17 protein-coding genes are annotated in these 22,472 nt (G+C 49.1%); 4 read left to right on the forward strand and 13 right to left on the reverse strand.

All coding sequences use genetic code 11. The features are described from left to right. Nucleotides 1–199 precede the first annotated feature (199 nt). The 8 genes from BN162_RS04250 to BN162_RS04285 all read right to left on the reverse strand — a co-directional run bounded on the left by BN162_RS04250 (nt 200) and on the right by BN162_RS04285 (nt 11,022). A complete protein-coding gene (locus tag BN162_RS04250) occupies nt 200–1,588 on the reverse strand; it encodes an MATE family efflux transporter (RefSeq protein ID WP_020223839.1) in 1,389 nt (462 codons plus the stop codon). A 115-nt stretch (nt 1,589–1,703) separates the two neighbouring features. Next, complete coding sequence (locus tag BN162_RS04255; protein WP_020223840.1) at nt 1,704–3,059, reverse strand: dicarboxylate/amino acid:cation symporter; 1,356 nt, start codon at nt 3,057–3,059, stop codon at nt 1,704–1,706. Between the two features lie 210 nt (nt 3,060–3,269). Continuing rightward, on the reverse strand, nt 3,270–4,847 hold the full coding sequence (locus tag BN162_RS04260) for an MAC/perforin domain-containing protein (protein ID WP_020223841.1): 1,578 nt from the start codon (nt 4,845–4,847) through the stop codon (nt 3,270–3,272). A gap of 197 nt (nt 4,848–5,044) precedes the next feature. Next, on the reverse strand, nt 5,045–5,794 hold the full coding sequence (locus BN162_RS04265) for a tyrosine-protein phosphatase (RefSeq protein WP_020223842.1): 750 nt from the start codon (nt 5,792–5,794) through the stop codon (nt 5,045–5,047). Between the two features lie 89 nt (nt 5,795–5,883). After that, nucleotides 5,884–6,825: a 3'-5' exoribonuclease YhaM family protein gene (locus tag BN162_RS04270; protein WP_020223843.1), complete on the reverse strand. Its 942-nt coding sequence runs from the start codon at nt 6,823–6,825 to the stop codon at nt 5,884–5,886. Continuing rightward, nucleotides 6,818–8,803 (reverse strand): glycosyltransferase, encoded by a 1,986-nt coding sequence (locus BN162_RS04275; RefSeq protein ID WP_020223844.1) that lies wholly within the window; start codon nt 8,801–8,803, stop codon nt 6,818–6,820. Before BN162_RS04275 ends, BN162_RS04270 begins: the two co-directional genes overlap by 8 nt. Continuing rightward, nucleotides 8,800–9,849 carry a lysylphosphatidylglycerol synthase transmembrane domain-containing protein gene (locus BN162_RS04280; protein WP_020223845.1) on the reverse strand — a complete coding sequence of 350 codons (1,050 nt, stop codon included), beginning with the start codon at nt 9,847–9,849 and terminating at the stop codon, nt 8,800–8,802. Before BN162_RS04280 ends, BN162_RS04275 begins: the two co-directional genes overlap by 4 nt. Nucleotides 9,850–10,002: 153 nt before the next feature. Then, the gene (locus BN162_RS04285) at nt 10,003–11,022 is read right to left on the reverse strand and encodes an LTA glycolipid anchor biosynthesis glycosyltransferase, IagA/BgsA family (RefSeq protein ID WP_020223846.1); all 1,020 of its coding nucleotides are present in this window, start codon (nt 11,020–11,022) and stop codon (nt 10,003–10,005) included. A 258-nt stretch (nt 11,023–11,280) separates the two neighbouring features. On the opposite strand from BN162_RS04285, the gene BN162_RS04290 reads away from it, so the two are divergent. Genes BN162_RS04290 through BN162_RS04300 form a run of 3 tightly spaced genes read left to right on the forward strand, consistent with a single transcriptional unit; the run spans nt 11,281 to nt 13,455 of the window. Beyond that, the gene (locus BN162_RS04290) at nt 11,281–11,901 is read left to right on the forward strand and encodes a TetR/AcrR family transcriptional regulator (RefSeq protein ID WP_020223847.1); all 621 of its coding nucleotides are present in this window, start codon (nt 11,281–11,283) and stop codon (nt 11,899–11,901) included. Beyond that, on the forward strand, nt 11,898–12,722 hold the full coding sequence (locus tag BN162_RS04295; RefSeq protein WP_020223848.1) for an alpha/beta fold hydrolase: 825 nt from the start codon (nt 11,898–11,900) through the stop codon (nt 12,720–12,722). Before BN162_RS04290 ends, BN162_RS04295 begins: the two co-directional genes overlap by 4 nt. Next, on the forward strand, nt 12,709–13,455 hold the full coding sequence (locus BN162_RS04300) for an alpha/beta fold hydrolase (RefSeq protein WP_020223849.1): 747 nt from the start codon (nt 12,709–12,711) through the stop codon (nt 13,453–13,455). The genes BN162_RS04295 and BN162_RS04300 overlap by 14 nt, the downstream gene beginning before the upstream one ends. A 168-nt stretch (nt 13,456–13,623) precedes the next feature. Here the strand turns inward: BN162_RS04300 and nifJ are convergent, their stop codons facing one another. The 5 genes from nifJ to BN162_RS04325 all read right to left on the reverse strand — a co-directional run bounded on the left by nifJ (nt 13,624) and on the right by BN162_RS04325 (nt 21,702). Further along, nucleotides 13,624–17,130 carry a pyruvate:ferredoxin (flavodoxin) oxidoreductase gene (gene nifJ / locus BN162_RS04305; RefSeq protein WP_020223850.1) on the reverse strand — a complete coding sequence of 1,169 codons (3,507 nt, stop codon included), beginning with the start codon at nt 17,128–17,130 and terminating at the stop codon, nt 13,624–13,626. Nucleotides 17,131–17,336: 206 nt separating this feature from the next. Further along, the gene (locus BN162_RS04310; protein WP_020223851.1) at nt 17,337–18,740 is read right to left on the reverse strand and encodes an MATE family efflux transporter; all 1,404 of its coding nucleotides are present in this window, start codon (nt 18,738–18,740) and stop codon (nt 17,337–17,339) included. A gap of 161 nt (nt 18,741–18,901) precedes the next feature. Beyond that, complete coding sequence (locus BN162_RS04315; RefSeq protein WP_040451463.1) at nt 18,902–19,930, reverse strand: M42 family metallopeptidase; 1,029 nt, start codon at nt 19,928–19,930, stop codon at nt 18,902–18,904. A 29-nt stretch (nt 19,931–19,959) separates the two neighbouring features. Then, the gene (gene pyrR, locus BN162_RS04320; protein WP_020223853.1) at nt 19,960–20,466 is read right to left on the reverse strand and encodes a bifunctional pyr operon transcriptional regulator/uracil phosphoribosyltransferase PyrR; all 507 of its coding nucleotides are present in this window, start codon (nt 20,464–20,466) and stop codon (nt 19,960–19,962) included. An 18-nt stretch (nt 20,467–20,484) separates the two neighbouring features. Next, nucleotides 20,485–21,702, reverse strand: a complete 1,218-nt coding sequence (locus tag BN162_RS04325; RefSeq protein ID WP_020223854.1) for a class I SAM-dependent rRNA methyltransferase — start codon at nt 21,700–21,702, stop codon at nt 20,485–20,487. A gap of 297 nt (nt 21,703–21,999) precedes the next feature. On the opposite strand from BN162_RS04325, the gene BN162_RS04330 reads away from it, so the two are divergent. After that, nucleotides 22,000–22,356, forward strand: a complete 357-nt coding sequence (locus BN162_RS04330; protein WP_167539990.1) for a sporulation initiation factor Spo0A C-terminal domain-containing protein — start codon at nt 22,000–22,002, stop codon at nt 22,354–22,356. The last annotated feature ends 116 nt before the right edge of the window (nt 22,357–22,472 follow it).

A 22,472-nucleotide genomic window follows, 5' to 3' on the forward strand; every position in this document is an offset into this window, starting at 1 on the left:
TGTAGGTAATCTGCCAAAATTAATTGCTAAAATGTAATGAATAACATAATTTATGTACTCAACGACATTGTGGAAATGTAAAAATACCGAAGAATTTTAGTCTTCGATTTTTTACACACATCTATTTTACAGAAGCTAAAAATCTAACCCGAAGCACAGGAAACGTTATTCTGAAACCGTTTATTTTAATGAACAACCTTTAACCTTGCAGCGATTTCTGTTGTTCTTTTTTTATTCTGCGTTTTAACCAGCCACCCTGCAGATAATAAGAAATAAAGAGAACAGAAGTTAATGACCAGGTTAACGGATAGCTGAATAATACATTTTCAATCGTATGATTAAGAGGCACGGCAACCCAGATCCACACCACCCGCAGTACACAGATACCAAGACAGGTCATGATCATCGGAATCACGGAGTCGCCAGTCCCGCGTACTGCCCCTGAGAGAATTTCGACACAGACATAAGTGAAATAATAAGGAGCTAGATACAGCAGCATCTGCATCCCAGCTTCAACAACCGCGATGTCCTGAGTAAATAAATGATAAATTCCCCGGCTTGTCAGCATGAGAATGGCACTCATGCCAAAAGCAGTGCCGAAAGCCATACCTAAGCAGACTTTAACGCTCTTGTGAATACGATCCATTTTACCAGCACCAAAATTCTGCCCTACGAAGGTTGTGATCGCTACGCCAAAGGCGCCCATGATCATCCAGAACAGTCCATCGATCTTCCCATAAGCAGTATAAGCCGCAATCATATCCGTACCAAACGTATTTACGCTAGCCTGGATGACAATATTAGAAACTGAATACATCACTGACTGCAGCCCTGCTGGAATGCCGATAACAACAATTTCTTTTAACAACGCAGAGTGCAGCTTGATTCGTTTGCGAATCAGCCGATAACGTTCATCCTCGGCCTGAGATAAGCTGAGAAGGACCAGTCCACCGCTGATATACTGAGCGATGCACGTGGCTGCAGCCGCTCCAAAAACACCCCATTGGAAAACGACGACAAAGATCAAATCAAGAACGACATTAGCCAGACAGCACACAATGAGAAAATACATCGGACGTTTGGAATCCCCAATCGCCCGAAGAATACCCGAACCCACGTTATACAAAAGATTTGGAATCAAGCCTACAAAATAAATGATCATATAGATCAGGGAATAATTCATGATGTTCTCCGGTGTCCCCATGGCTCTTAAAGCCAACGGTGCGCCGAGAATGCCGATCACCATCAGGATTGCCCCTCCAACAAACGACATCGCAATTGCGGTATGGACGGCGTCGCTGGACTTCTCTATCTTCATCGCCCCATAATATTGAGAAATGATCACAGTAGCACCGGAAGCCAAACCAACGAAAAATCCAACTAACAAATTGATCAGTGTTCCTGTCGCGCCGCCGACAGCGGCCAGGGCCTCTTTGCCGACAAACTGGCCGACAATGACCGCATCCGCTGTATTATACAATTGCTGAAAGAAAGTTCCGAGCATAATCGGAAAGAAAAATAACAACAGCTGCTTCCAGATCACGCCCTCTGTGATCTCATTGACTGTTGGATGCTGAAACTGCTTCATCTGTTAAGCTCCCCCTTAAACTGAATAATAGAATAGCACCGAAACGTTTGTTTGTCACCCATGAACAAAAGAAAAGCCAGAAGCTTTTTCAGCCTCTGACTCAGATCGTTATCAGCTAGTTCTGTTGGGCGTTGTATTGTTTTTCATCCAGCATTTTTTCACTGCGGGCCACGATCACCGAGGTGGCGGCGTCGCCGACAACATTCAAGGAAGTAACCAACATTTCAATCGGACGATTAATCGCTAAGATCAAGGAATAGGCCAATAATGCAGCATCATTGGTATAACCCATGCCTGTCAGAATCGTAAACAGAATGACAGCGCCTGCACCTGGAGCCGCAGGAGTTCCAATCGAAGCGATCAATGCCAGAATGGCGATAACCGCGATGCTGGAGAAGGTAACCTGATATCCTGAGGAAGCAGCGACAAAGATTGCGGCAATGACCTGCATAATTGCAGTGCCGTCCATATTCACCGTCATGCCTAACGGCAGCGTGAAGGAAGCGATCTCATCACTGACACCCAGCTCTTCGGTAACGGTCTTCCGATTCAGCGGCAATGTCGCTGCGCTGGAAGAGGTAGAAAAACCGAACACGGCAACCTTAGCAATTTTCTTGATAAACGGCAGCGGATTGATTCGGCCCAAAACAGCGACAAAAACTGCATATCCGACAACCAAAAAGAATAAGAGCAGCAGCACTGTCGTCACCACGTAGGCCAGCGCTGGTTTTAGATGATCGACCCCATAGATCGCAAAAGTTCTTGTCAACAAGACAAAGATCGCCAGCGGACCAAACTTATTGATCACATAGCTCAGGCAGACGGTAATCAGATCACTGATCTCCTGCAGCAGCTTCTTCAACACTGTAATTTTATGTCCCAGAGCATTGATTCCCAAACCAGTAGCCACAGCCAGGAAGACAACGGCCAGAACCTGCGAGTTGGTTGAGAAGGCGCTGGTCATATTGTTTGGAACAATCGATAAGAGAATCGAGAGCGGATTGCTTCCGCTGGAGCCTGCCGAAACATTCAGCCCGCTGACTTCCACCGCGTTGAAGGCGCCTGCCGCGTAAACTGTAAAGCCGACAGCTCCCGCAACTAACAGGGCAACAGTTGTCGTCAACAAGAACGTTCCCAAGGTCTTGCTGGAAATGCGTCCTAATTTACGGGTATCCGTAATCTGACAGATCGCCAAAGCAATCGAGCAGAAGATCATCGGAACGATGATGACCTGTAAGGCATTGACGAATAATTGACCGACGATGTAAAACAAACCGATCGCATTTTTACCGCCTTCTGCGGTAATATCCTGAAATAGAAGATTGTTGATTGTCGTCCAGGTCTGTGTCTGACCTGCGGCCAAGAGATTTTCACGAAGCATCAGCATGCCGAGTCCGCAAAGTAAGCCTAAAACCATGGCGATTGCCATTTTAACGGCAAGATGACTGCCTTTCTTTTCTGTTTTTTTCATTCAGATCCCCTTTCATAAAAATACTCCTGACCCTTTAAGTTCAGGAGTAAATGAATAGAGGTTGCAAATTCATTTTCCTTGAGACGCCTCACGGGACGCTCTTAAAGGATCACTTCAAAAAGTATACTCAACTTTGCCCTGACTGTCAATATCCGATTGCAAAGCCAAGACTAATCCATTTTCCAGTCTTTGGCAGTCCGCAGGAATCAATTACAGTTCCTTACTGACCCAAACAAAGATATCATAGGTTCTGCTGCCGGTGCCGCGATTGGTATTGAGATCACCGTCGTTGTTGATCAGACGTACCCGGCTCCAGCCTGGCTGACCATAATGATCAAATCCTGAATAATTGATCTCGACATCCGCGGCCAGCAAAGGCTTGCCTGCCGCAGCATCCTTAGTCCAGTACAGATAAACATAATGACCGCCGGCGCCATGGTTGAGATCTCGGCGCAGCCGATGGTAGGTGCATCCGCCTACGTTATAGGTATCACTGCACCGATCGTTAGGATCAGTTGCTCCGCGCATTCCGCGAATCGCTTCCTTCAAATCCGTGGTCACTGTATAGCCCAGATATTCATATTTTCCTCGGGCAGAGCAGTTGAGATCTTTGAAGACGATAAACTCAGGAGCTTTGGGATCATAAGCGGCCATTTGCGCATAGACATCCGCTCTTGCAGCATCCGGCGTATCACCGTAACCGACAAAGATATCCTTCATATACGCCGGAAGCACCTTATCCTGCAGATTTTTAAAGTAGCCGCCGTTCTTGGCCAGCAGCGTCGCAAAACCAGCCTTTAATGCCGCCTGGCGGTTTGGACTGTCCGCCAGCATCCAGACTGGCAGCACCGAAACTGGATTATCCAAGGAGCCTGTACCGATAAAGGCGAGTGAAGGCTTTGAGGTCAAGGTTGGATCCAGGCTCTTAATCCACGTATCATAGGCGATCTGGGCTTGTTCCATCGTCGCGATATTGGTGCTTACCGCACCGCCTAACAGGACGCAGTGGAACGTACTGGAATCAAAGAAGGCCTTAGCTGTCTTTTTATATTCTGACGAAGCGTTTCCGGACACCGCCATATAGGAGGCTTCCAGCGAAGCGGTCAGTGATTGTTCTGTTTCATTGCTGCTTTTCTCATGCATGAAGTCCATTTCCATGCGTCCGCCTAAGCGGATATCCAAAAGCAGATGCGTTCCATATTTCGTAAAGAGCTCCTCCGCACTCATTCGATCGTTATTCACATCCTTGCGGAAAGCCGGGGTCAGATAAGCCGCTCTCAGATCCTCAGCGGTGATCTCACCCAAATCAAAATATTCCCGCTTCAGCGTCAGCTCATGTCTGCGGGTCGCAAAGCTCTTGGAAGAGCTGACCTTGTTCTCCGTGGTGAAAGCCATGTTAAAGCTGGCTTTGAAAGCGCCGGACTGTACACCCAACCCCGCCTTCGCGGATACCTTCTGACTGTACTCTTCGGCATACAGCGCGGCGATGTTTGTCGTTTCCACATAGGTTCCTTCATCAACGCGAATTCTCAACGGCGCCTTTGCGGCCGGTTCGCGACTGAGAATCGGTGCTCCTAATGATAAATCCAGAGAATTATAATACCGTTTTGTAATTACATTGTAGCCATAGCCCAAGTAGCCGCCATAGTCCTTGTCATAAATGATTGTTGGACTTTGTTCAGCCAACAGCTGAGGTTTGGCCTGTTCGCCTTTTTCCAGCATCATAACCGGTTCATTCAAGCGTTGGCTAAGACCAAGCGGCAGCATTCCATTGTAAATCTGTTCCATTTTGATTTCTCCTTTCGTACTCCTTAGCCTCATAGTAGCACGTTATATAAAAGAAATCAAAATAACCGATTAAACCAGCTTGAAATCACATATTTGGCCAGAATAAAAGATCCTGGGCTTCACATCAAAACGTCCTGGATCTCTCGTTAACAATGTCTGCAAGACCATTAAACATCAGCTTGCCCATCATCTCACAATTAACGTGAAGCGCGATGAACTAAGGGTTCTCCTGCAATCAGCCGCCGGCCGTTCTCATGACAAAGCAGAAGAGCGGTTTGATGATCATAACGCCGTTCAATCTCCTCCTGAATATCGCTCAGCTTGATCACACGCTTACCCCAGCAATGATGCGCATCCGTTCCGATCGCGTCGCAATAGCCTTCCTCCACCATTCGCCAGGCCAGTTCACATTGCTTTTGATCGTCATTGAGAATTAAGGAAGTCCGATTGACCTGGAAATCACACCCCATCGCCCGCCAGCGCTTCAGGATTGAGAAATCTTCCTGTACGCTCTTGTAGCGTTCCGGATGCGCAATGATCACCTCATAACCCTGGCTGAACACCTTCTCCAACAGCTCGGTTTCACTGCTGCCCAGCTGTACCTTCTGATACCAAGGGAATTCAATCAACAGCCGCCGCGATCCGTTCAAGGTCAAAGCCCGGCCATGGCGGATCCACGCCAGCGAAGCATCGGTCAGAAAAAACTCACAGCCCAGTTTAACTTCCAGATTCCAACCCTGCTCAGCGATCAGCGCCTGCAGCTGCGCAAAGGGTTCCTTCAATGATTCAGCATCATTCTCATATTTATAATAAGGAAGACTGTGCGGCGTACATAAAATCGCCTCAATCCCATCTTCCACCGCAATCTGCAGCATATTTTTCGTCGTTTCCCGATCCTGCGAAGCATCATCTACACCCCACAGCACATGGCAATGAATATCAATCATACCTTTTCCTCCTTCGCTCTTTCCAATTTCTATCCTTATTATAATAGAGTCACTCAAAAAGGAAAGAGAATCCTTGCGGATTCCCTCGCTTATTTTGATTTTGGTTTGTAAAACGCCCGGTTTTCCATTGGAAACAACCGCGAAGTAAAACTACCCGGTTCAGTCTGGGCATACGCCTTATCCAGCGTATTCATGCGTGCATCCAGATTATCAATCAAATGCAGCACTTCCGCTTCAGCGACCATCGGCATGACCGGCGAGCCAAATTCCAGCTGGCCGTGATGCGACAGCACCATATGGCGCAGCAGAATCGCTTCCTCGCTCTTTTCAAAGCCCAGCCGCGTAGCAATTTCCATAATCTTGGCCTGCATGATCGAGATATGCCCGATCAGTTTGCCTTCCAGCGTATACTCCGTCATGACCGGTCCGGACAGCTCCGTTAGCTTGCCCAGATCATGCACCAGCACACCGCTGACTAACAGATCCCTATTCAGCAGCGGATACAGCTTAACGATCTCATTGGCCAGATCGACCATGCCGGTAACATGCACGGCCAGCCCGCCGACAAAGTTGTGATGGTTTTTCGCTGCGGCCGGATAATCATAAAACGGCTTCTCATACTCTTCAAACAAGGCGCTGACAATCCCTTTGTAGATCGGATTGGACAGGGAACTGACCGCATCCTGAATCTTCTGCTGCAGAAGCTCCTTAGGAATATCCGAAGCGATCACGTAATCGCTCAGCTCAACACTCTGCTGATCCATCGGCGTCAGCCGATGAACACGCAGCTGCAGCGAGTTGCGATAACGCAGCACCTCACAGCTGACTTCACCAACCCGTCCCGGCACACAAGCCGCTGCCTGTTCTTCCTTGACATCCCAGATCTTACCCTCGATTGTCCCGGACTTATCCTGCAGTGTCAGCGACAGATAAGGCGAACCATTGCTGGTCACGCCTTTGGTCACCTGAACCAGCAGCAAGGGCAGCGTCAGGCTTTCGCCCTCCTTAAACTCACTAATTTTCTTATTCATCATCCCACTCCATTTCACTTAAAATCAAATAAATATCTTCGACCGCAAAGCCCTGCGCAGAACAATACCGGAAAACATAATTCCGCAGTTTTGTTCCGCTGTATTTCGATTGATACCGTTTCTGAGCCTTCGCCGCTGTTTTGCGCAGACTTTCCAGCTCAGCCCGCTCATCCTCGACAAAACTCAGATTATCCATGACTTCGTTGATCACATCCACGCCAAAGCCCTGCGCGATCAATTTCGATTTCATCATATTTTTCTTCATCCGCACCGATTTTTCCTTGATCGTCGGCTGCAGCTTCTGCGCCCACTTCAAGGCATTGCGGAATTCTGACTGTTCATCTTCCTCGGCGAAGACCGACTCGATCATTTCATACGGAATCCCCTTTTTGCGCAAGGTCCGGCTGATCTTATTTTTGCCCTGCATCATCAGCTTCAGGTTATAGACCTGATTTTTGGTATAGCGCAGATCATTGATCAAATCACGGTCTTCCAGCTTCTCAACAATCTCATTGATCTGCTTGATCTCCAGCTGCGTATTCTGCGTCAGCCAGTCATAGATTTCCTTGCGCGTGCGGTCTTTTGCCGCAATGCGCTTCAAACAGCTTTGATAAGCTTTTACGGCTTCTTCTTCACTGATCAGCTCATCGAGTTCATCGCTGCTGATCAACACATCCTTACGAAGACCTTTATTAAAATACGTTTCTAATGAAACCAGAATCCGGATTTCATCATTCGGCGAACAAACCTTCAATTCAACGCAATCATCCTTCGGCCGGATTGATTCCAGCCGATACATTTCCCGATATTCGTTGGCCGCACTTTCATAAACTGCTAAAACCTTCTGATAGAAGATCCGGCTGTCATACACTTCCACCTGACGCTTGGCCGCTGTCTTCATAGCCGCCCGCTCCTCTTCACTTAACGCTAAGAACAGCTGCACCTTTTCCGCAAACTGCTGCGGCTTCTTAAACAAAAATCCAGTCTCACCTTCCAGTACCAGATCCTCTAGCACCTCATCCGGACGGGCAAACACCGGCAGCTCACTGGCCAGCGCCTCGATATACGTCATTCCCTGCGTTTCTGTCAGGGAGGCCGAAACAAAAGCATCGGCGCAGTGATAGTAGGAAGGAATCTGATCCGCCGGTTTCTTGCCGGCAAAGGTAATCATCGACTCCAGGCCCAGCTCGCGGACATGGTCTTCCAAAGCTTCCTGTTCCGGACCGCCGCCGATGATCGCAAAATGCACCGGGACATGCGCTTCCTTTAAATACGTAAAGCCGTCGATCACAAAATCAATGCTTTTTTCCTTGGCAATTCGGCCGACAAAAATAATCAGCAGCTCATCCGGACTCGCCATCAGCTCCTGCCGCCGCTGTTTTCTTGTTTCCGAATCTGTGCGGTGCGCGTCAAAACGCTGCAGGTCCAGTCCGGTCGGAATGACGTGAATCCGTTTTTTTATCCCATAGCGCTGCAGCATCTCTTTGGTTTTCTGCGAAGGGGCAATCAGCTCGGTACTGGTCTCTCCATACAGCTTGCTTAAGCTGCTGACCGCTTTCTTGGCAACCTTGTCCACGCTTTCCAGATTAAAAACATTGACGTAATGCGTATAATCCTCATAAGTTGTATGATAGGTCGATACGATCGGAATCTGCAGCATTTTCGCCGCAATGCGGGCAAAGATCCCAACGCCGAATTCCGTGTGGGCATGGATGACGTCCAGCTCCATTTCCCGAATATCCTTCAGCACCGCAAAATGAATCGGACTGGTTAAGACATAACCATACAAACTTTTCAATTCCACACCCGGCAGCCGCAGAACATTGCCTTCGCGCTGAACCTGAAGCAAACCGGGATGCGTGGTGATCACATACACCGCATGACCGTTTTTTTCCAGTTCCTGCTGCAGCGTCACAATCGACGAAACCACGCCGTTGACGTCTGGAAGATAAGTATCCGTAAATAATCCAATTCTCATTGCTTTTCCTCCTGCATTTTATTCACTGTCACCGCCGGCCGGCTCTTAACCCAGATAAAGGTCAGCCCGCCCACGATCAGCATAAAGTAATAGGAAGCAAACCGCCATAAGATCATTGAGCTGGTGGCACCCAGCTTCCCAAAGATGGTTGAAAACATTAAAACATACGTCGCTTCCGTTCCCCCGCTCGCTCCTGGAATCGGGATAAAGGCATTGATCATGGAGACAAATGCCGACAGCGCCATGCAGTCGATCAGCATATCTGCACTGACCTTCAAACCCAGAGCCTGCGCACAGAAAAACGGAATCGCATAATACAGCGACAGCCGGACAAAATTGGCCAGCGTCACCTTAATGATCAGCGGCCGGTGTCCTTTCAGTTTGGACGTTTCACTGCCAAACCGATCGAGCTGATCTTTCAATAGCGCCAGCGCTTTTTCTTTGTTCTTAATTAAATGCAGCCGGCAGCCCAAATTCAAACCGGTTGTACTGATCCACGTATAGACCTTAGGAAAACGCACCAGCGCCCACAGCCCGACAATCACCAGACTGTTGACCAAAAAGCCGATCAGCACCAGCACAAAAAACTGCGAATAATTCGTATAGAAGTGATGAAAACGCAGCACGATCAAAATAAAGACCGAAGCGATCATCGCTGACTGATACACGATAAAATCCATCCATAGCACGCTTGCCGAATCACTTAACGGCACGCCCTGTTTCTTAAACACATAGACTTGGGCAAACTGCCCGCCCGAAGCACTTGGCGTCACGCCATGGAAAAAAGAAGCCACCAGAGCGTTGACAATCCCATAATTTAATTTGTAGTGCGGATTACTGATCCGTGCCAACTGCGTCAGAATCCAGCCGATCACACACTGATACAAAATCGCAATCGCAATGATCACGATCAGCCAGCCGAAATTGACCTGCGTCAGAATCCCCATTACTTCATTAAAATTATCTTTCAAGGTAAACCACAGCACTCCGGCTGTGAAGCCTACAATGAGCAGAATATTAATCACATAGTTTCGCGCTTTTTTCATACTTCCTCAGCCTCGTCAATCTATTATACAATGAAAAACAAGGTTGCACAAGGAATATGGATCACCGCCCGCTGCTCTTAAGCCTGTCTTCGATGATTCTTTTTACTTTCTTAAGAAATCCCGCATGGAAAAGAAAAAGAGCTCCCGGCTCTTTTACATCGTTTCAGAATGATATTGATTCAATACGGTTTCATAGATTGCTTTTAACTGCTGACCCACGCTGGCAATGCTGCGCTCCCGAGCGGTTTTTCGGCCTTCTTCATCGACCCGCGGCAGGCGCTTTTCCACAACCCCTTCGATCAGATCCGCAAATTCGTCAATCGTATGTCCTTTATAACAATTAACCCGATCCTTCAGCCATGGATCAAACACGCCGATATCGCGGACGATGACCTGCTGCGAGGCTGCCAGCGCTTCCAGAACAACGATGCCTTCGGTTTCCTCATAGGATGGAAAGAAGAACGCATTGGCTCCGGCATAGGCACCTTCGATGATCGCCCCTTTGACATACCCAGGGAAAATAACATTGGCCGGATGATCCTCAACCAGCTCACGGATATTTTTTGGCACGGAAATCAACGGTGTATAGCCAAACCAGATGAATTTGTACTGCGGCAGCCGCTTGGCTACTTCGATGAAGTCCGGCAGTCCCTTGCGTTCAAAATAAAGACCTACCGACAACACGACTTTATCGGTTTCATTCAAACTAAAATATTTGTAATACGCTTTCACCTTTTCTGGATCATAGCTGAACCGATCCAGATCAATGCCGTTGGATACAGCCCAGATTGGAAGATCAATTCCATACCCTTCCAACAAGCGCTTGGAATACGGCGTCGGCGTAATAATCGCATCCGCACTGGAATACAGCGAAACTAAATGCTTCTTGAACAGCGGCGCAATCTGGTTGGACAAGACAAAAGAATTGCGGAAATCTTCTTCCGTGGAATGGGCATGATAAATGACCGGCTTCCCCTCGCGGCGAGCTTTGGCAATGATTCCCTGACTGGCTGGTCCCACTGTATTGATGTGCAGAATATCAAAATCATCGTTAGGGTCCAGGGTATAATCAATCCCCGCCATCGTCAGCGCCTGCTTCTGATGCTTCAGCGCGCGGCCGATGCCAGAGGTCGAAATCACCTTTTCCCCTTCAAAAAATAACAATACTTTCATTCACTCTACCTCGAATTCACTATCAAGTATAATGAAAACCCTATCAATTATCAAGTCTTTCCGCGGTTTTCCAGGCTTTCCTTTGACATTGCCCTGCGATTGTCAAAAACCATTTCGCTGCTGATTCACCGCAGCCCTTTTCTCCCGGCTTTTTTCTATGTTTAACTCACTACAGCTTTTCCTCCAGCCCCTTCTCAAAATCGGTCAACAGTCCTATAATTAGGTCACTTAACCCGTCAGGTCAATAAGGAGACACCTATGAATGACAAGTTTTTCAAACTTTCTTTAGAAAAGCAGCAGAAAATAACCGGTGCTGCTTATCGCGTCTTTGCCCATAACCGCTATAAAACCGCCTCCATGTCGGAAATTGCCGCCGAAGCAGGAATTTCGAAAGCCCTGCTTTTTCATTATTTTCAAAATAAGAAGGAACTGTATCTCTATCTCTGGCTGAAAGCAATGGAACTGACCAAAGCCTCCATAGCCCAGTATAAAACGCTGGAAACTCATGATTTCTTTGAAATGTTAAGGCGCAGCTTGTTGTCAAAATGCGCTCTGATGCGGGATTATCCGGATCTCAGCCGCTTTACCCTGAAAGCCTATTACGAGGCAGATCCTGAAATTGAGACAATGATTCAAAAGCATTTTTCCCAAGCCAGTGAAGCCAGCGAAAATTTAGTTCTTGAACGAATGGAGACCGCCGGTTTGCGGCAGGATCTGGATTTCAATGCCATGATTACGGAAATCTTCTATGCGATGGATGGATATATGCTGAAAAAATATCGTTCGCATGAGCTGGATCCCGATCAAATTGAGCATGAAATTCTTGATCTTGTTCACTTTTGGGAAACCCTCTATACAATCCCGGTGATCCCCCGATGATGCAGCACAGAACGATCCATGCGCAAGGCGGAACTGTGCACTATTGGATCGATAAAAAAGAAAATGCGGAAAGTATCGTTTTTACCCATGGCGTCACAGCCGATCATACGATGTTTGAAAAGCAGGTTTCCTATTTTGAAAAAGCCTATACGCTCCTGCTTTGGGATGTCCCGATGCATGGACGTTCCCGGCCATATCAGAATTTTTCTTATCAGGATACCGCTGAAATCCTGCACCAGATTTTGGTGCGGGAAGCCCTGCATAAGGTGTTTTTAGTTGGGATGTCGATGGGCGGCTATCCTTCTCAGCATTTCGCCAAGGCTTATCCCGATCAGGTTCAAGGTTTGATTGCTTTAGATACAACCCCTTTAGGACTGCGGTACTATTCAAAATCAGATCTGTGGTGGCTGAAACAGGTTGTCCCCATGGCCAAAGTCTTCCCGACCGCCATCCTGCGCTGGTCCATGGCTGCGTCTGTATCGTTGACTCACTATGCTTATCAAACGATGCGTTCAATGCTGGTGCCGCTTTCAAAAGCTGAAATCTTAGAACAAATGCGTGTTGCCTACACCTATTTTGCGATTGAGAATCAAGATGTTTCCTTTCCATTTCCCGTATTGATTCTCGTTGGTGAAAAGGACTGTACGGGCAAGGTAAAAACGTATTGCAAAGCTTGGGCCAAGCATACCGGTTATCCGCTGCATTTCATTCAGAAGGCCCGACATTTTTCAAATGCCGATAACCCCGAACAAGTAAACAAAGAAATTGAAACTTTTATTATAACGATCAGGCAAGGAAGTGACAGTCATGCTTCACTATGACGAATATGGAAGTCCAAATCATCCGACAATTCTTTTGCTTCCCGGCGCAGGCGCGCTGGATACTTTTAATCAGCAGTATGTTTTCGCTGACTCCTATCATCTGCTTGTACTGCACCTGCCAGGTTCTGGGAAAGCTTCAGGAGTTGTCTATGATCCCCACAAAACAACACAGGAACTTCTTGAATTGATCCAGAGTCTGCACCAAAAAGTTGGGGTGATCGGCCATTCCCTTGGCGCTCAGATCGCAGTCAGGCTGGTCAGCGAACATCCTGAATTCTTTCATTTCGCAATATTCTTAAGTGCCTGGGTAAAACCGAATCCGCAGACAATCAAGGGCCTCTGCGCGCTTGCGAAGATATCGGCAAAAATGCTGCATTGGCAAGGTTTAGTCCGTCTTCAAGGTTGGTATTGGCATTACACCTCCCAACAAGCCCGCACGATGGCCGACGATTCCAAGCGCATTTCAGCCGAGGTTTATCGCTCATTTTTTGTTCATACGCTGGACTTGTCCAGCCTGCCGGCTTATTCTACAGTAAATATTCCAATGTTAGCCCTTTGCGGAAGCCGGGAGATCAAGGCAATGAAAGAATCGTTGGCTCTGCTGGCAGAAAATCCGCATTGTCGGACAATCCAACTCCGAGGCGTCAATCATGATTTCCCAATGCGGCATGCGCAAACGCTGAACCCACTGCTTCGTCAATTTATTGCGGAAAATCTGAAACTCAAAATTTGATTGTCTTTCTGACCAAAATCCTGCCTTTCGACAAATAAAAAAATAGGAAATGAAAAAACAGAGAGCAATTTCTCAATTGAGAAACGCTCTCTGTTTTGTTCATTCTTGTCAGCCTGACAAGCGATTCTATTTCGCTTACCTGGTTTTCTAAAGAAACAGGGTTACGATTTATTCTTCCGACAGCTTGACTAAGCGTGTATAACGGCGCTGCGCATCCTTCTTTGTTCTTTCGAACATTTCGTATGCTTTTTCACCTTTCAGCTTCGGCAGCTGGCTGTAACGGGTTTCGTTCAGAAGGAAGGCCTGGAACAGATCCCAGTTCGGTTCCTTGGAATCGATCGTCAGCGGATGTTCTTCGTTGCGCGGATCGAAACGGTACAGAACAGTATAACCACATTCAACAGCTTTTGCCTGAACTCTCTGATGGTTCGCCAGACCGCCCTTAATGCCGTGTTCAGCACATGGTGCGTAAGCGATGATCAGAGATGGTCCTTCATAGCTTTCAGCTTCCTTGAAGGCCTTCAGTGTCTGGGCACGGTTGGCGCCCATCGAAACGGAAGCAACGTATACATGACCGTAAGCCATAGCGATCTGACCGAGGTCTTTCTTCGCTGTGCTCTTACCGCCGGCTGCGAACTTCGCAATCGCGGCCGACTGGGAAGACTTGGAAGCCTGTCCACCAGTATTGGAGTAAACTTCAGTATCCAGAACCAGAACGTTGACGTTCAGGTTGTTGGCCAAAACATGATCCAATCCGCCGTAGCCGATATCATAAGCCCATCCGTCGCCGCCGACGATCCAGATTGATTTGCCAACCAGATCGCGTTCGTAGTCTAACAGTTCCTTAACTGCTTCATTAGCCGAAGCCTTAACACCGGCAATGATCGCATCTTTGACTTCACGCTGCGCATCACGGTTGCTTCCGGCAGCCAGATATTTCTCAAACGCTTCTTTCAGTTCCGGTTCGACGGAATCCAGATTGTTTTCCATCAAAGACAGAATCCGAGCTTCCTTGAAATTCTGCGCCAAAGCCATGCCGTAGCCGTATTCAGCGTTATCTTCAAACAGCGAGTTCGCCCAGGCAACGCCATTGCCTTCCGCATCATTGGAGAACGGTGTGGATGGTGTGGACGAGCAGTAAATCATCGAGCAGCCGGTAGCGTTGGCGATCATCATATCCTTGCCGAACAGCTGAGAAGCCAGCTTGTAGTAAGGGGTTTCGCCGCAGCCCGGGCAGGCTCCGGAAACCTCAAAGTAAGGCATTGCGAACTGAGAACCCTTGACGGTATCGACTGGGAAGTAGTTCGTCTTGTATTCCGTATGCTTGAACAGGTAATCCGCTAACGGTTCCTGATCCAGCTTTTCGTTGATATCGACCATCTTCAGCGCTTTGTTGCCGCCCTTACCCGGACATTCAACAACGCACAGACCGCAGCCGACGCAGTTGGCCGGAGAAACCTGAATCCGATACTTCAGATTTTCAACGCCCTTGCCCATCGCCTGGATCGTCTTGAATTCCATCGGTGCATTGGCAATTTCTTCATCGGTCAGTAAGAACGGACGAATCGTCGCATGCGGGCAGACGAAGGAACAGAATCCGCACTGGATACAGTTGTTTGGATCCCAAGTCGGAACCTGAACGGCAATCGTACGCTTTTCCTTGAAGGAAACGCTGTTGTGGATCGAGCCATCCAGGATATCATGCTTCATGAAGTTGGATACCGGCAGATCATAGCCTTCCAGCGAGTTGATCGCCATGACATGATTGTCAAAGTATTCATCACCCGTCAGCTTGCGTCCGGAATCATAGCTCAGCTGTGCCCACTCCGGCTTGACTTCAATTTCAACCAGGCCGTTTTTGCCCTGATCGATCGCCTTGTAGTTCAGCTGGACGATTTCGTCGCCCTTCTTGGAGTAGGACTTCTTCGCCATGTACTTCATCAGCTCAACCGCTTTTTCATACGGCATGATCTGTTCATTCAGCGCAAAGAATGCCGACTGCAGAATCGTGTTGGTCCGGCGTCCCATGCCGATTTCCTGAGCGATCTTTGTCGCGTCGATGATATAGAACTTCGCGTTCTTCTTCGCCAGCTGTGCCAGCATGCGGTTCGGCAGGTGATCCTGCAGCTCATCCGCAGCAAATGTTGTGTTCAGTAAGAAGGTTCCGCCGTTCTTCAGGCAGCTGACCATGTCATACTTGAAGCAGTAAGCATCCAGACTGCAGGAAACGAAATCGGCGTTTTCAATATAATACGTGGAACGGATCGGAGAATGACCGAAACGCAGGTGGGAACGGGTAACACCGCCGGCTTTCTTCGAGTCATACTGGAAATAAGCCTGCGCATACTGATCGGTGTTGTCGCCGATGATCTTGATCGATGACTTGTTCGCCGAAACCGTACCGTCAGATCCCAAACCGAAGAACAGGCAGGATGTATAATCCGCGCCCACATGGAATTCCGGATCGACTTCCAGGCTTAAGTGGGTTACATCATCGTTGATGCCGATTGTGAATTCAGCCTTCGGCGCTTCTTTTGCCAGTTCATCATAAACCGCTTTGATCTGATTCGGCTGCGTATCGCGGGAGCTTAAGCCGTAGCGGCCGCCGATGATCGTCAGATCCATGCCCTTCAATGCATCCATAACATCGAGATACAGCGGTTCGCGGGCGCCCATTTCCTTGGTGCGGTCCAGAACAGCGATCTTTTTGACCGAAGCCGGCAGAACCGCTGTCAGATACTTCACGGAGAACGGACGATACAGATGAACTTTGATCAAACCGACTTTTTCGCCGCGCTTAGTCAGCTCGTCAATGGTTTCCTTGACGGTTTCCGTAACCGAACCCATCGCGATGATGATGCGTTCAGCATCCGGTGCACCATAATAAGTAAACGGCGCATATTCACGGCCAGTATGTTCGCTGATCTTCTTCATGTAATCAGCAACGATATCCGGAATCGCTTCGTAATGCAGATTCTGTGCTTCACGGCCCTGGAAATAGATATCATCATTTTCCGCACCGCCACGGGTTACGGCATTGGTATGCGGATTCAAGGCTTTCGCCCGGAACGCTTCTACAGCATCCGTGTCAATCAAGCTCTTTAAGAACTCATAATCCATGACTTCGACTTTCTGAATTTCGTGAGAAGTTCTGAAACCATCAAAGAAATGGAGGAACGGTACCGAACCCTTGATCGCAGCCAGGTGAGCAACACCCGCCAGATCCATCGCTTCCTGAACAGAATGCGATGCCAGCATGCAGGCGCCGGTCTGACGGCATGCGTAAATATCGCTGTGATCCCCGAAAATGCTCAGCGCGCGGGTTGCTAAGGAACGGGCAGCAACATGAATAACGCCTGGCAGCAATTCGCCGGCCATCTTATAGATATTTGGAATCATCAGCAATAAGCCCTGGCTTGCTGTAAACGTAGTCGACAACGCACCGCCCTGCAGAGCGCCGTGTACCGCGCCGGCGGCACCGCCTTCAGACTGCAGTTCCGCAACTTTGACAATCGTGTCAAAAATGTTTTTCCGGCCCTGAGTAGCCCATGCGTCAACGACTTCAGCCATCGGTGAGGATGGGGTGATAGGATAGATTGCAGCTACTTCAGTAAACGCATACGCGCAATGTGCGGCAGCTGTATTGCCATCCATGGACATAAAAGTTTTTGTCATGGTTAAACCTCCTGTACTCTCTAACCTTTTCCATTATAAAACAAAAGGTTTGATTTTTAAACCTCGATTTTCAACTTCTTCCCGCTTCTTTCCCTTTTTTGCCTGTTTTTTTCAAGCGCTTTCCATCTTATGATTTAAACTTTACAATTTGCCTGAAACCGAACCGTCAAAAAAGGATGAAACCGATTGATTTCATCCTCCATTGCCTACACTTGAATCCGTGTCCAGCGTGCCTCGCGGAAGCGCCAATAGCTGACCAGATAGCGCGTAAACTGATCAAGAAACACGGACAGCCAGGCTCCGGCCAGTCCCATCTGCAGCGGATAGCACATGACCCAGGTCAAGACCGGCCGTACGATTGTGACGCTGACAAACATCAGCAGCGCAACAAACTTAACGTCGCCCGCCCCGCGCAGCGAACCGACAATGATCACCTGCACAATCTGAAATAAAACGGTGACGGAAAGAATGATCAGCGGTGTTTCCCCAGCCAGGATGACCGCAGCCTCATTGGTGAACAGCGCCATCAGCTGCGCCCGGAACAGGGTGATTGAGCCGGAAACCACAATCGCCAGAATCAGACCGATCCGCTGCGACACCTTGCCGTAGATAATCGCCAGATCCGAACGGCTGGCGCCCAGACTCTGCCCGACCAGCGAGGTATTGGCAATCGAAAGGCCATCGCCGACGGAGAATGAAATCGACATGATGTTCATGACGATCTGATGGGCGGCGAAGGCGACCGTTCCCAAGCCCGCTACCGCTTTGGCATACATCAGAAAGCCGATCCGCAGAAAGATCTGTTCAACGAATGCCGACCAGCTGATCCGATACAGATCCTGAATCGCCGGCAGATCCGGCTTCCACGACTGCTGCTTATGCAGCTTCAGAAAGCCCTCGGTATGCGTTACCGAATACACCGCAATCAAAAACGAAACGATGTTGCCGATCGCTGTGGCAATCGCCGCTCCCGCGACTTCCAGACGCGGGAAGAAAAACAGGCCGTTGATCAAAAGCGCGTTGAACACAAGATTGACAAGGTTGGCGGCGATGTTGGTCACCATCGAAATCCGCGTATTGCCCACGCCGCGTTGGGCTGCGGTGATCGTCAAGCCGATGCAGTAAAAGAAATTACCGAACATGATAATCCGGAAATACGTCACCGCCAGACCTAAATAATCCGGCGTTGCCCCGGCAAAGGCCAGGATCTGCGGGGCAAACAGCGCTCCGCCTAGCGAAAGCAGAAACGAAAACCCGACGCTTAACAACAACGCCTGACGCAGATAGGTATTCGCTTCCTGCTGTTTGCCGGCTCCCTTACGGCGTGACACAAGCACGGTAACGCCGGTGTTGAGCGCCAGAATTGTCGCCAGCACAAGAAACTTCGGCTGATTGGTAATGCCGACGGCCGCGATTGACGCCGAACCCAGATTGCCGACCATCATTAAATCAACCGCGCCGATTAACGCAATCAGAACACTTTCAACCGCGCTGGGCCAGGCGATTTGATAGGTTCGTTTATAAATGGCTTTGTTGCTAGGTATTTCGCCGCAGATCTGACTGGGTTTGATCATTCCCTGCCAGCGGAAAAAATTCAATATTGCACTCACGTTGAACTCCCCTCAATTCTATAACGAATAGTTTACCATATTTCCGCATAAAATGCGGCATCCAATTCTGCCTTTGCTTAAGGGAAAACGAATGACCTTGTTTTCATCAGGAATAAAAAAAGGAAATCCGCAGCAGCGCTCTGGATTTCCCAACAAAACATTTATTTTTCCAAAAGATAAGCCGCACACAGCATATAGGCTGCGCTGACTCCCTGCATATGCGTCCGCTCCATCCCATGGCTGGCATGCACGCCCGGGCCGATCAAAGCCCCGCGGATATCATTGCCGCCTTTTAGCGCCGCTCCGCAGTCGCTGCCGTAATACGGATAAATATCGACGGCATACGGCAGATTGTGCGCCTGAGCCAGTTCAATCAGCCGGCTGGTCATCGAATAATCATACGGTCCGCCTGAATCCTTGGCACAGATCGACACATCCGTTTCCGTACAGCTCAGATCGGATCCGATACAACCCATATCCACAGCCAGCAGCTCGACGACATCCTGCGGAATCCACGAAGCGCCATGGCCGACCTCCTCATATGTAGAAAACAGGAAGTAGGTTTTCTGCGGCAGCGTCACCGCTTCCTCTTTCAGCGCTTTTAACAGCGTCAGAAAGATCGCCGCTGAAATCTTATCATCCAGAAAGCGGGATTTGATAAAGCCGCTCGGCGTGATCGTTGTCTTGGGATCGATCGCAATGATGTCTCCCGGCTGGATTCCCAACCGGCGCACATCCTCTTCATTGCGGACAAGCTCGTCGATCCGCACTTCCATCGTTTCTTCCGTCCGTTCCTGACTGGATGCTTCTTTGTAAACATGCACAGCCGGGGCATTGGATAAGATCGTTCCGGTATAAACTTGTCCCTTGCGGGTGATGATGCGGCAGTATTCGCCATCCAGCGTCGGCAGGCACGGACCGCCTAAACGTGTAAAGGCCAGCTTGCCGTCCTTTTTGATCGCGCGGACCATCAGTCCCAGCGTATCCGTATGCGCACTGAGGGCGACGGCCGGCTTATCCGCAGGGCCCTGAATTTCCACGATCAGATTGCCCTTGGCATTGCGGTAGCTGGCATAGCCTAAGGAACGCACCTGCTGCTCGATCCAGTCAATCGCCGGCTGGGTATAACCGGTTGGACTGTCGATGTTCAATAACGTTTTCGCATACTCCGCCAAAATCTGTTCATTCATCGGTTTCACTGTAAATTTCCTCTTTTCTTCTAGCTGATATAAACGCCGTCCTGGCCATCCGTTTCACTGACCAGCACCTTCACTTCTTCATTCAGCGAAGTCGGTACGTTCTTGCCGACATAATCGGCCCGGATCGGCAGTTCGCGGTGTCCCCGGTCAACCAGCACCGCCAGATGGATTGCCCGCGGCCGGCCGAAATGCATGATGCCGTCCATCGCCGCTCGGACGGTCCGGCCTTTATACAGCACATCATCAACCAGAATGACAACCTTGTCCTGCACCGCCACGGTTAAGGTCTGCTGCACCTCGCTGCGTTCAACATCATCCCGCCAAGCGGAAATATCCAGACTGTCGCAGGGAATATCACATTCCTCAAACTGATCGATCATCTGCTTCAGGCGTGTCGCCAAAAATTCTCCGCGGGTCTTGATGCCGACCAACACCAGTCCTTCCACCCCTTTGTTTTTTTCTACGATTTCATGCGCCATGCGCACCAGCGAACGCTTCATCGAACTGGCGTCCATGATTTCTTTCATCTTCCATTTCTCCTTTCATCACACGATCTGGAACAAATAAAATTTAAGATACCGGGTTTCCGGCACAGACATTAAAATAGGATGATCCGGCGCCTGATGCCGGACCTCGATCTGCCGCAGCTCGACCTTGGCCTTCTGCGCCGCCTCCTGCAGCATGACTTCAAACATTGCATCCTCCATAAAATGGGAGCACGACGCAGTTGCCAGCAGCGCGCCCCGCGGCAGCATTTTCATCGCCAACGTATTGATCTGGCAATAGCCCTGATAGGCGTTACGAACCGTCTTGCGTGATTTGGTAAACGCCGGCGGATCCAGAATAATATAATCAATCCCCTGCGTCTTCCATTTTTCATCCGCCAGCAGATCAAAAACATCGCCCTGCACAAATTCCATATTGGCTTCCAAGCCGTTCAGCTGGGCATTGCGTTTAGCGCTGGCCAGCGCGCTGGCCGAGATATCCGCCGCAATGACCCGCTTGGCTCCACCCTTGGCTGCATTCAATGCAAATGAACCGGTATGCGTGCAGCAATCCAGCACCGTACGGCCTTGAGCCAGACGAGCCGCCGCGGCACGGTTGTATTTCTGATCAAGAAAGAAACCGGTTTTCTGACCTTCGCCAAAATCCACTTCGTAACGGATCCCATTTTCCACGATCTGCGTCAGCGTGCTGTTTGGATGCTCAAAGCCCGCTGCCCAGCCTGCCCCTTCGCCCATTCCTTCTTTTCTGCGCAGAGCTATATCGTTGCGCTCATAGATGCCTTCAATCGGTTCTCCTAGCTTTTCCATTTCTTCCCATAATAAGGCAAACAGCTGATCCTTGATCTGTTCAATGCCTAACGACATGATCTGACTGACCAGGATCGATCCGAACCGATCGACCGTCCAGCCGGGAAAATGATCCGCTTCCCCAAAAATCAGCCGGCAGCAGCTAAAGTCAGCGCCCATCACAATCCTGCGGTAATCCAGGCTGTAGCGAATCCGGCGGCGCCAGAATGCCTCATCAAACTGATCATTAGCATTCTGCGACAGAACCCGCACGCGAATCAGCGACTGATCATTATAAAATCCGGTTCCCAAGTAGGTTCCCTTTTCATTGATGAGATCGCACAGCGCCCCGTTAGGCGTCGGCTCGGCGGTGATGACTTCCCCGGCATAAACCCAAGGATGGCCGCCCTGCAGACTGCGCTGCGCCTTTTTCGTTACTGTTACCTTGGCAAACTGGCGTTGTTGTTTCATTCTTCATCCCTCTTTTTCACAGTCTTATCTTATCTGAAAGCCTGGAAAATTACAAATATTCTTTTCGCCATTTTCCGGTTAAACCTTTGACAAGGCCGCAAAAAGAGTGTAATCTGGAAAGGCACCGTTTTTTATCATTTCTGCAAGCCAGACTTCTGTTTTTATTCGGATTCCAAAGAAAACAGGAGAAAAGAGGGTGCCAGGAATATGAGTTATGACTTTTTCAGCATGAATACGATTTGTGACAGTGTTGTGCTTCATCACAGACTTTTTTATTGCGTTAATGAGTTATTTCGGGTGCCCGACAATAACCGAAAACCGCAGTTAAGCCGTCCTGCTCAGCTGCTTCACGAATTAGGCATGCCCAGCAGTCTTTCCGGTTATCGGTTCTTGGAATTCGCGATCACGACGATCGCGGAACAGCCGCACTTGCTCAAGAACCTGGACCGCGGGTTATATCCGAGGATTGCCAGAAAGTTTGACAGTACCAATGGCCGTGTAGAAAAAAACATTCGCTGTGCGATTGAGCGAACCTGGCTGAGGGGAAATTCGGCGCTGATCCATGAGATTTTCGGTTATTCCGTCAATCCGCAACAGGGCCGTCCTTCAAACGCTGAGTTCCTCTGCGCTGTTATTGACTATCTGAATCGTTGACCGGTTCAGAAGCCGTTGATTATGCGCAGTCTAAAAGATCCGCCGATTTCAGCAGAGGATCCCGAATCTTTGAAACCCCCTTTGGGGATTCAGGGAATCGGGAGCTGAGGGTAACC

Source organism: Holdemania massiliensis AP2 (assembly GCF_000327285.1).
GTDB classification, from domain to species: Bacteria; Bacillota_I; Bacilli_A; order Erysipelotrichales; family Erysipelotrichaceae; genus Holdemania; species Holdemania massiliensis.

What these genes read in the sequence shown, in the direction of transcription:
- BN162_RS04325 (WP_020223854.1), bottom strand. Translation starts at nt 21,702, where the DNA reads ATGAAACAACAACGCCAGTTTGCCAAGGTAACAGTAACGAAAAAGGCG.
- BN162_RS04315 (WP_040451463.1), bottom strand. Translation starts at nt 19,930, where the DNA reads ATGAATGAACAGATTTTGGCGGAGTATGCGAAAACGTTATTGAACATC.
- BN162_RS04295 (WP_020223848.1), top strand. Translation starts at nt 11,898, where the DNA reads ATGATGCAGCACAGAACGATCCATGCGCAAGGCGGAACTGTGCACTAT.
- BN162_RS04270 (WP_020223843.1), bottom strand. Translation starts at nt 6,825, where the DNA reads ATGAATAAGAAAATTAGTGAGTTTAAGGAGGGCGAAAGCCTGACGCTG.
- nifJ (WP_020223850.1), bottom strand. Translation starts at nt 17,130, where the DNA reads ATGACAAAAACTTTTATGTCCATGGATGGCAATACAGCTGCCGCACAT.
- BN162_RS04280 (WP_020223845.1), bottom strand. Translation starts at nt 9,849, where the DNA reads ATGAAAAAAGCGCGAAACTATGTGATTAATATTCTGCTCATTGTAGGC.
- BN162_RS04265 (WP_020223842.1), bottom strand. Translation starts at nt 5,794, where the DNA reads ATGATTGATATTCATTGCCATGTGCTGTGGGGTGTAGATGATGCTTCG.
- BN162_RS04300 (WP_020223849.1), top strand. Translation starts at nt 12,709, where the DNA reads ATGCTTCACTATGACGAATATGGAAGTCCAAATCATCCGACAATTCTT.
- BN162_RS04290 (WP_020223847.1), top strand. Translation starts at nt 11,281, where the DNA reads ATGAATGACAAGTTTTTCAAACTTTCTTTAGAAAAGCAGCAGAAAATA.
- BN162_RS04285 (WP_020223846.1), bottom strand. Translation starts at nt 11,022, where the DNA reads ATGAAAGTATTGTTATTTTTTGAAGGGGAAAAGGTGATTTCGACCTCT.
- pyrR (WP_020223853.1), bottom strand. Translation starts at nt 20,466, where the DNA reads ATGAAAGAAATCATGGACGCCAGTTCGATGAAGCGTTCGCTGGTGCGC.
- BN162_RS04255 (WP_020223840.1), bottom strand. Translation starts at nt 3,059, where the DNA reads ATGAAAAAAACAGAAAAGAAAGGCAGTCATCTTGCCGTTAAAATGGCA.
- BN162_RS04250 (WP_020223839.1), bottom strand. Translation starts at nt 1,588, where the DNA reads ATGAAGCAGTTTCAGCATCCAACAGTCAATGAGATCACAGAGGGCGTG.
- BN162_RS04260 (WP_020223841.1), bottom strand. Translation starts at nt 4,847, where the DNA reads ATGGAACAGATTTACAATGGAATGCTGCCGCTTGGTCTTAGCCAACGC.
- BN162_RS04275 (WP_020223844.1), bottom strand. Translation starts at nt 8,803, where the DNA reads ATGAGAATTGGATTATTTACGGATACTTATCTTCCAGACGTCAACGGC.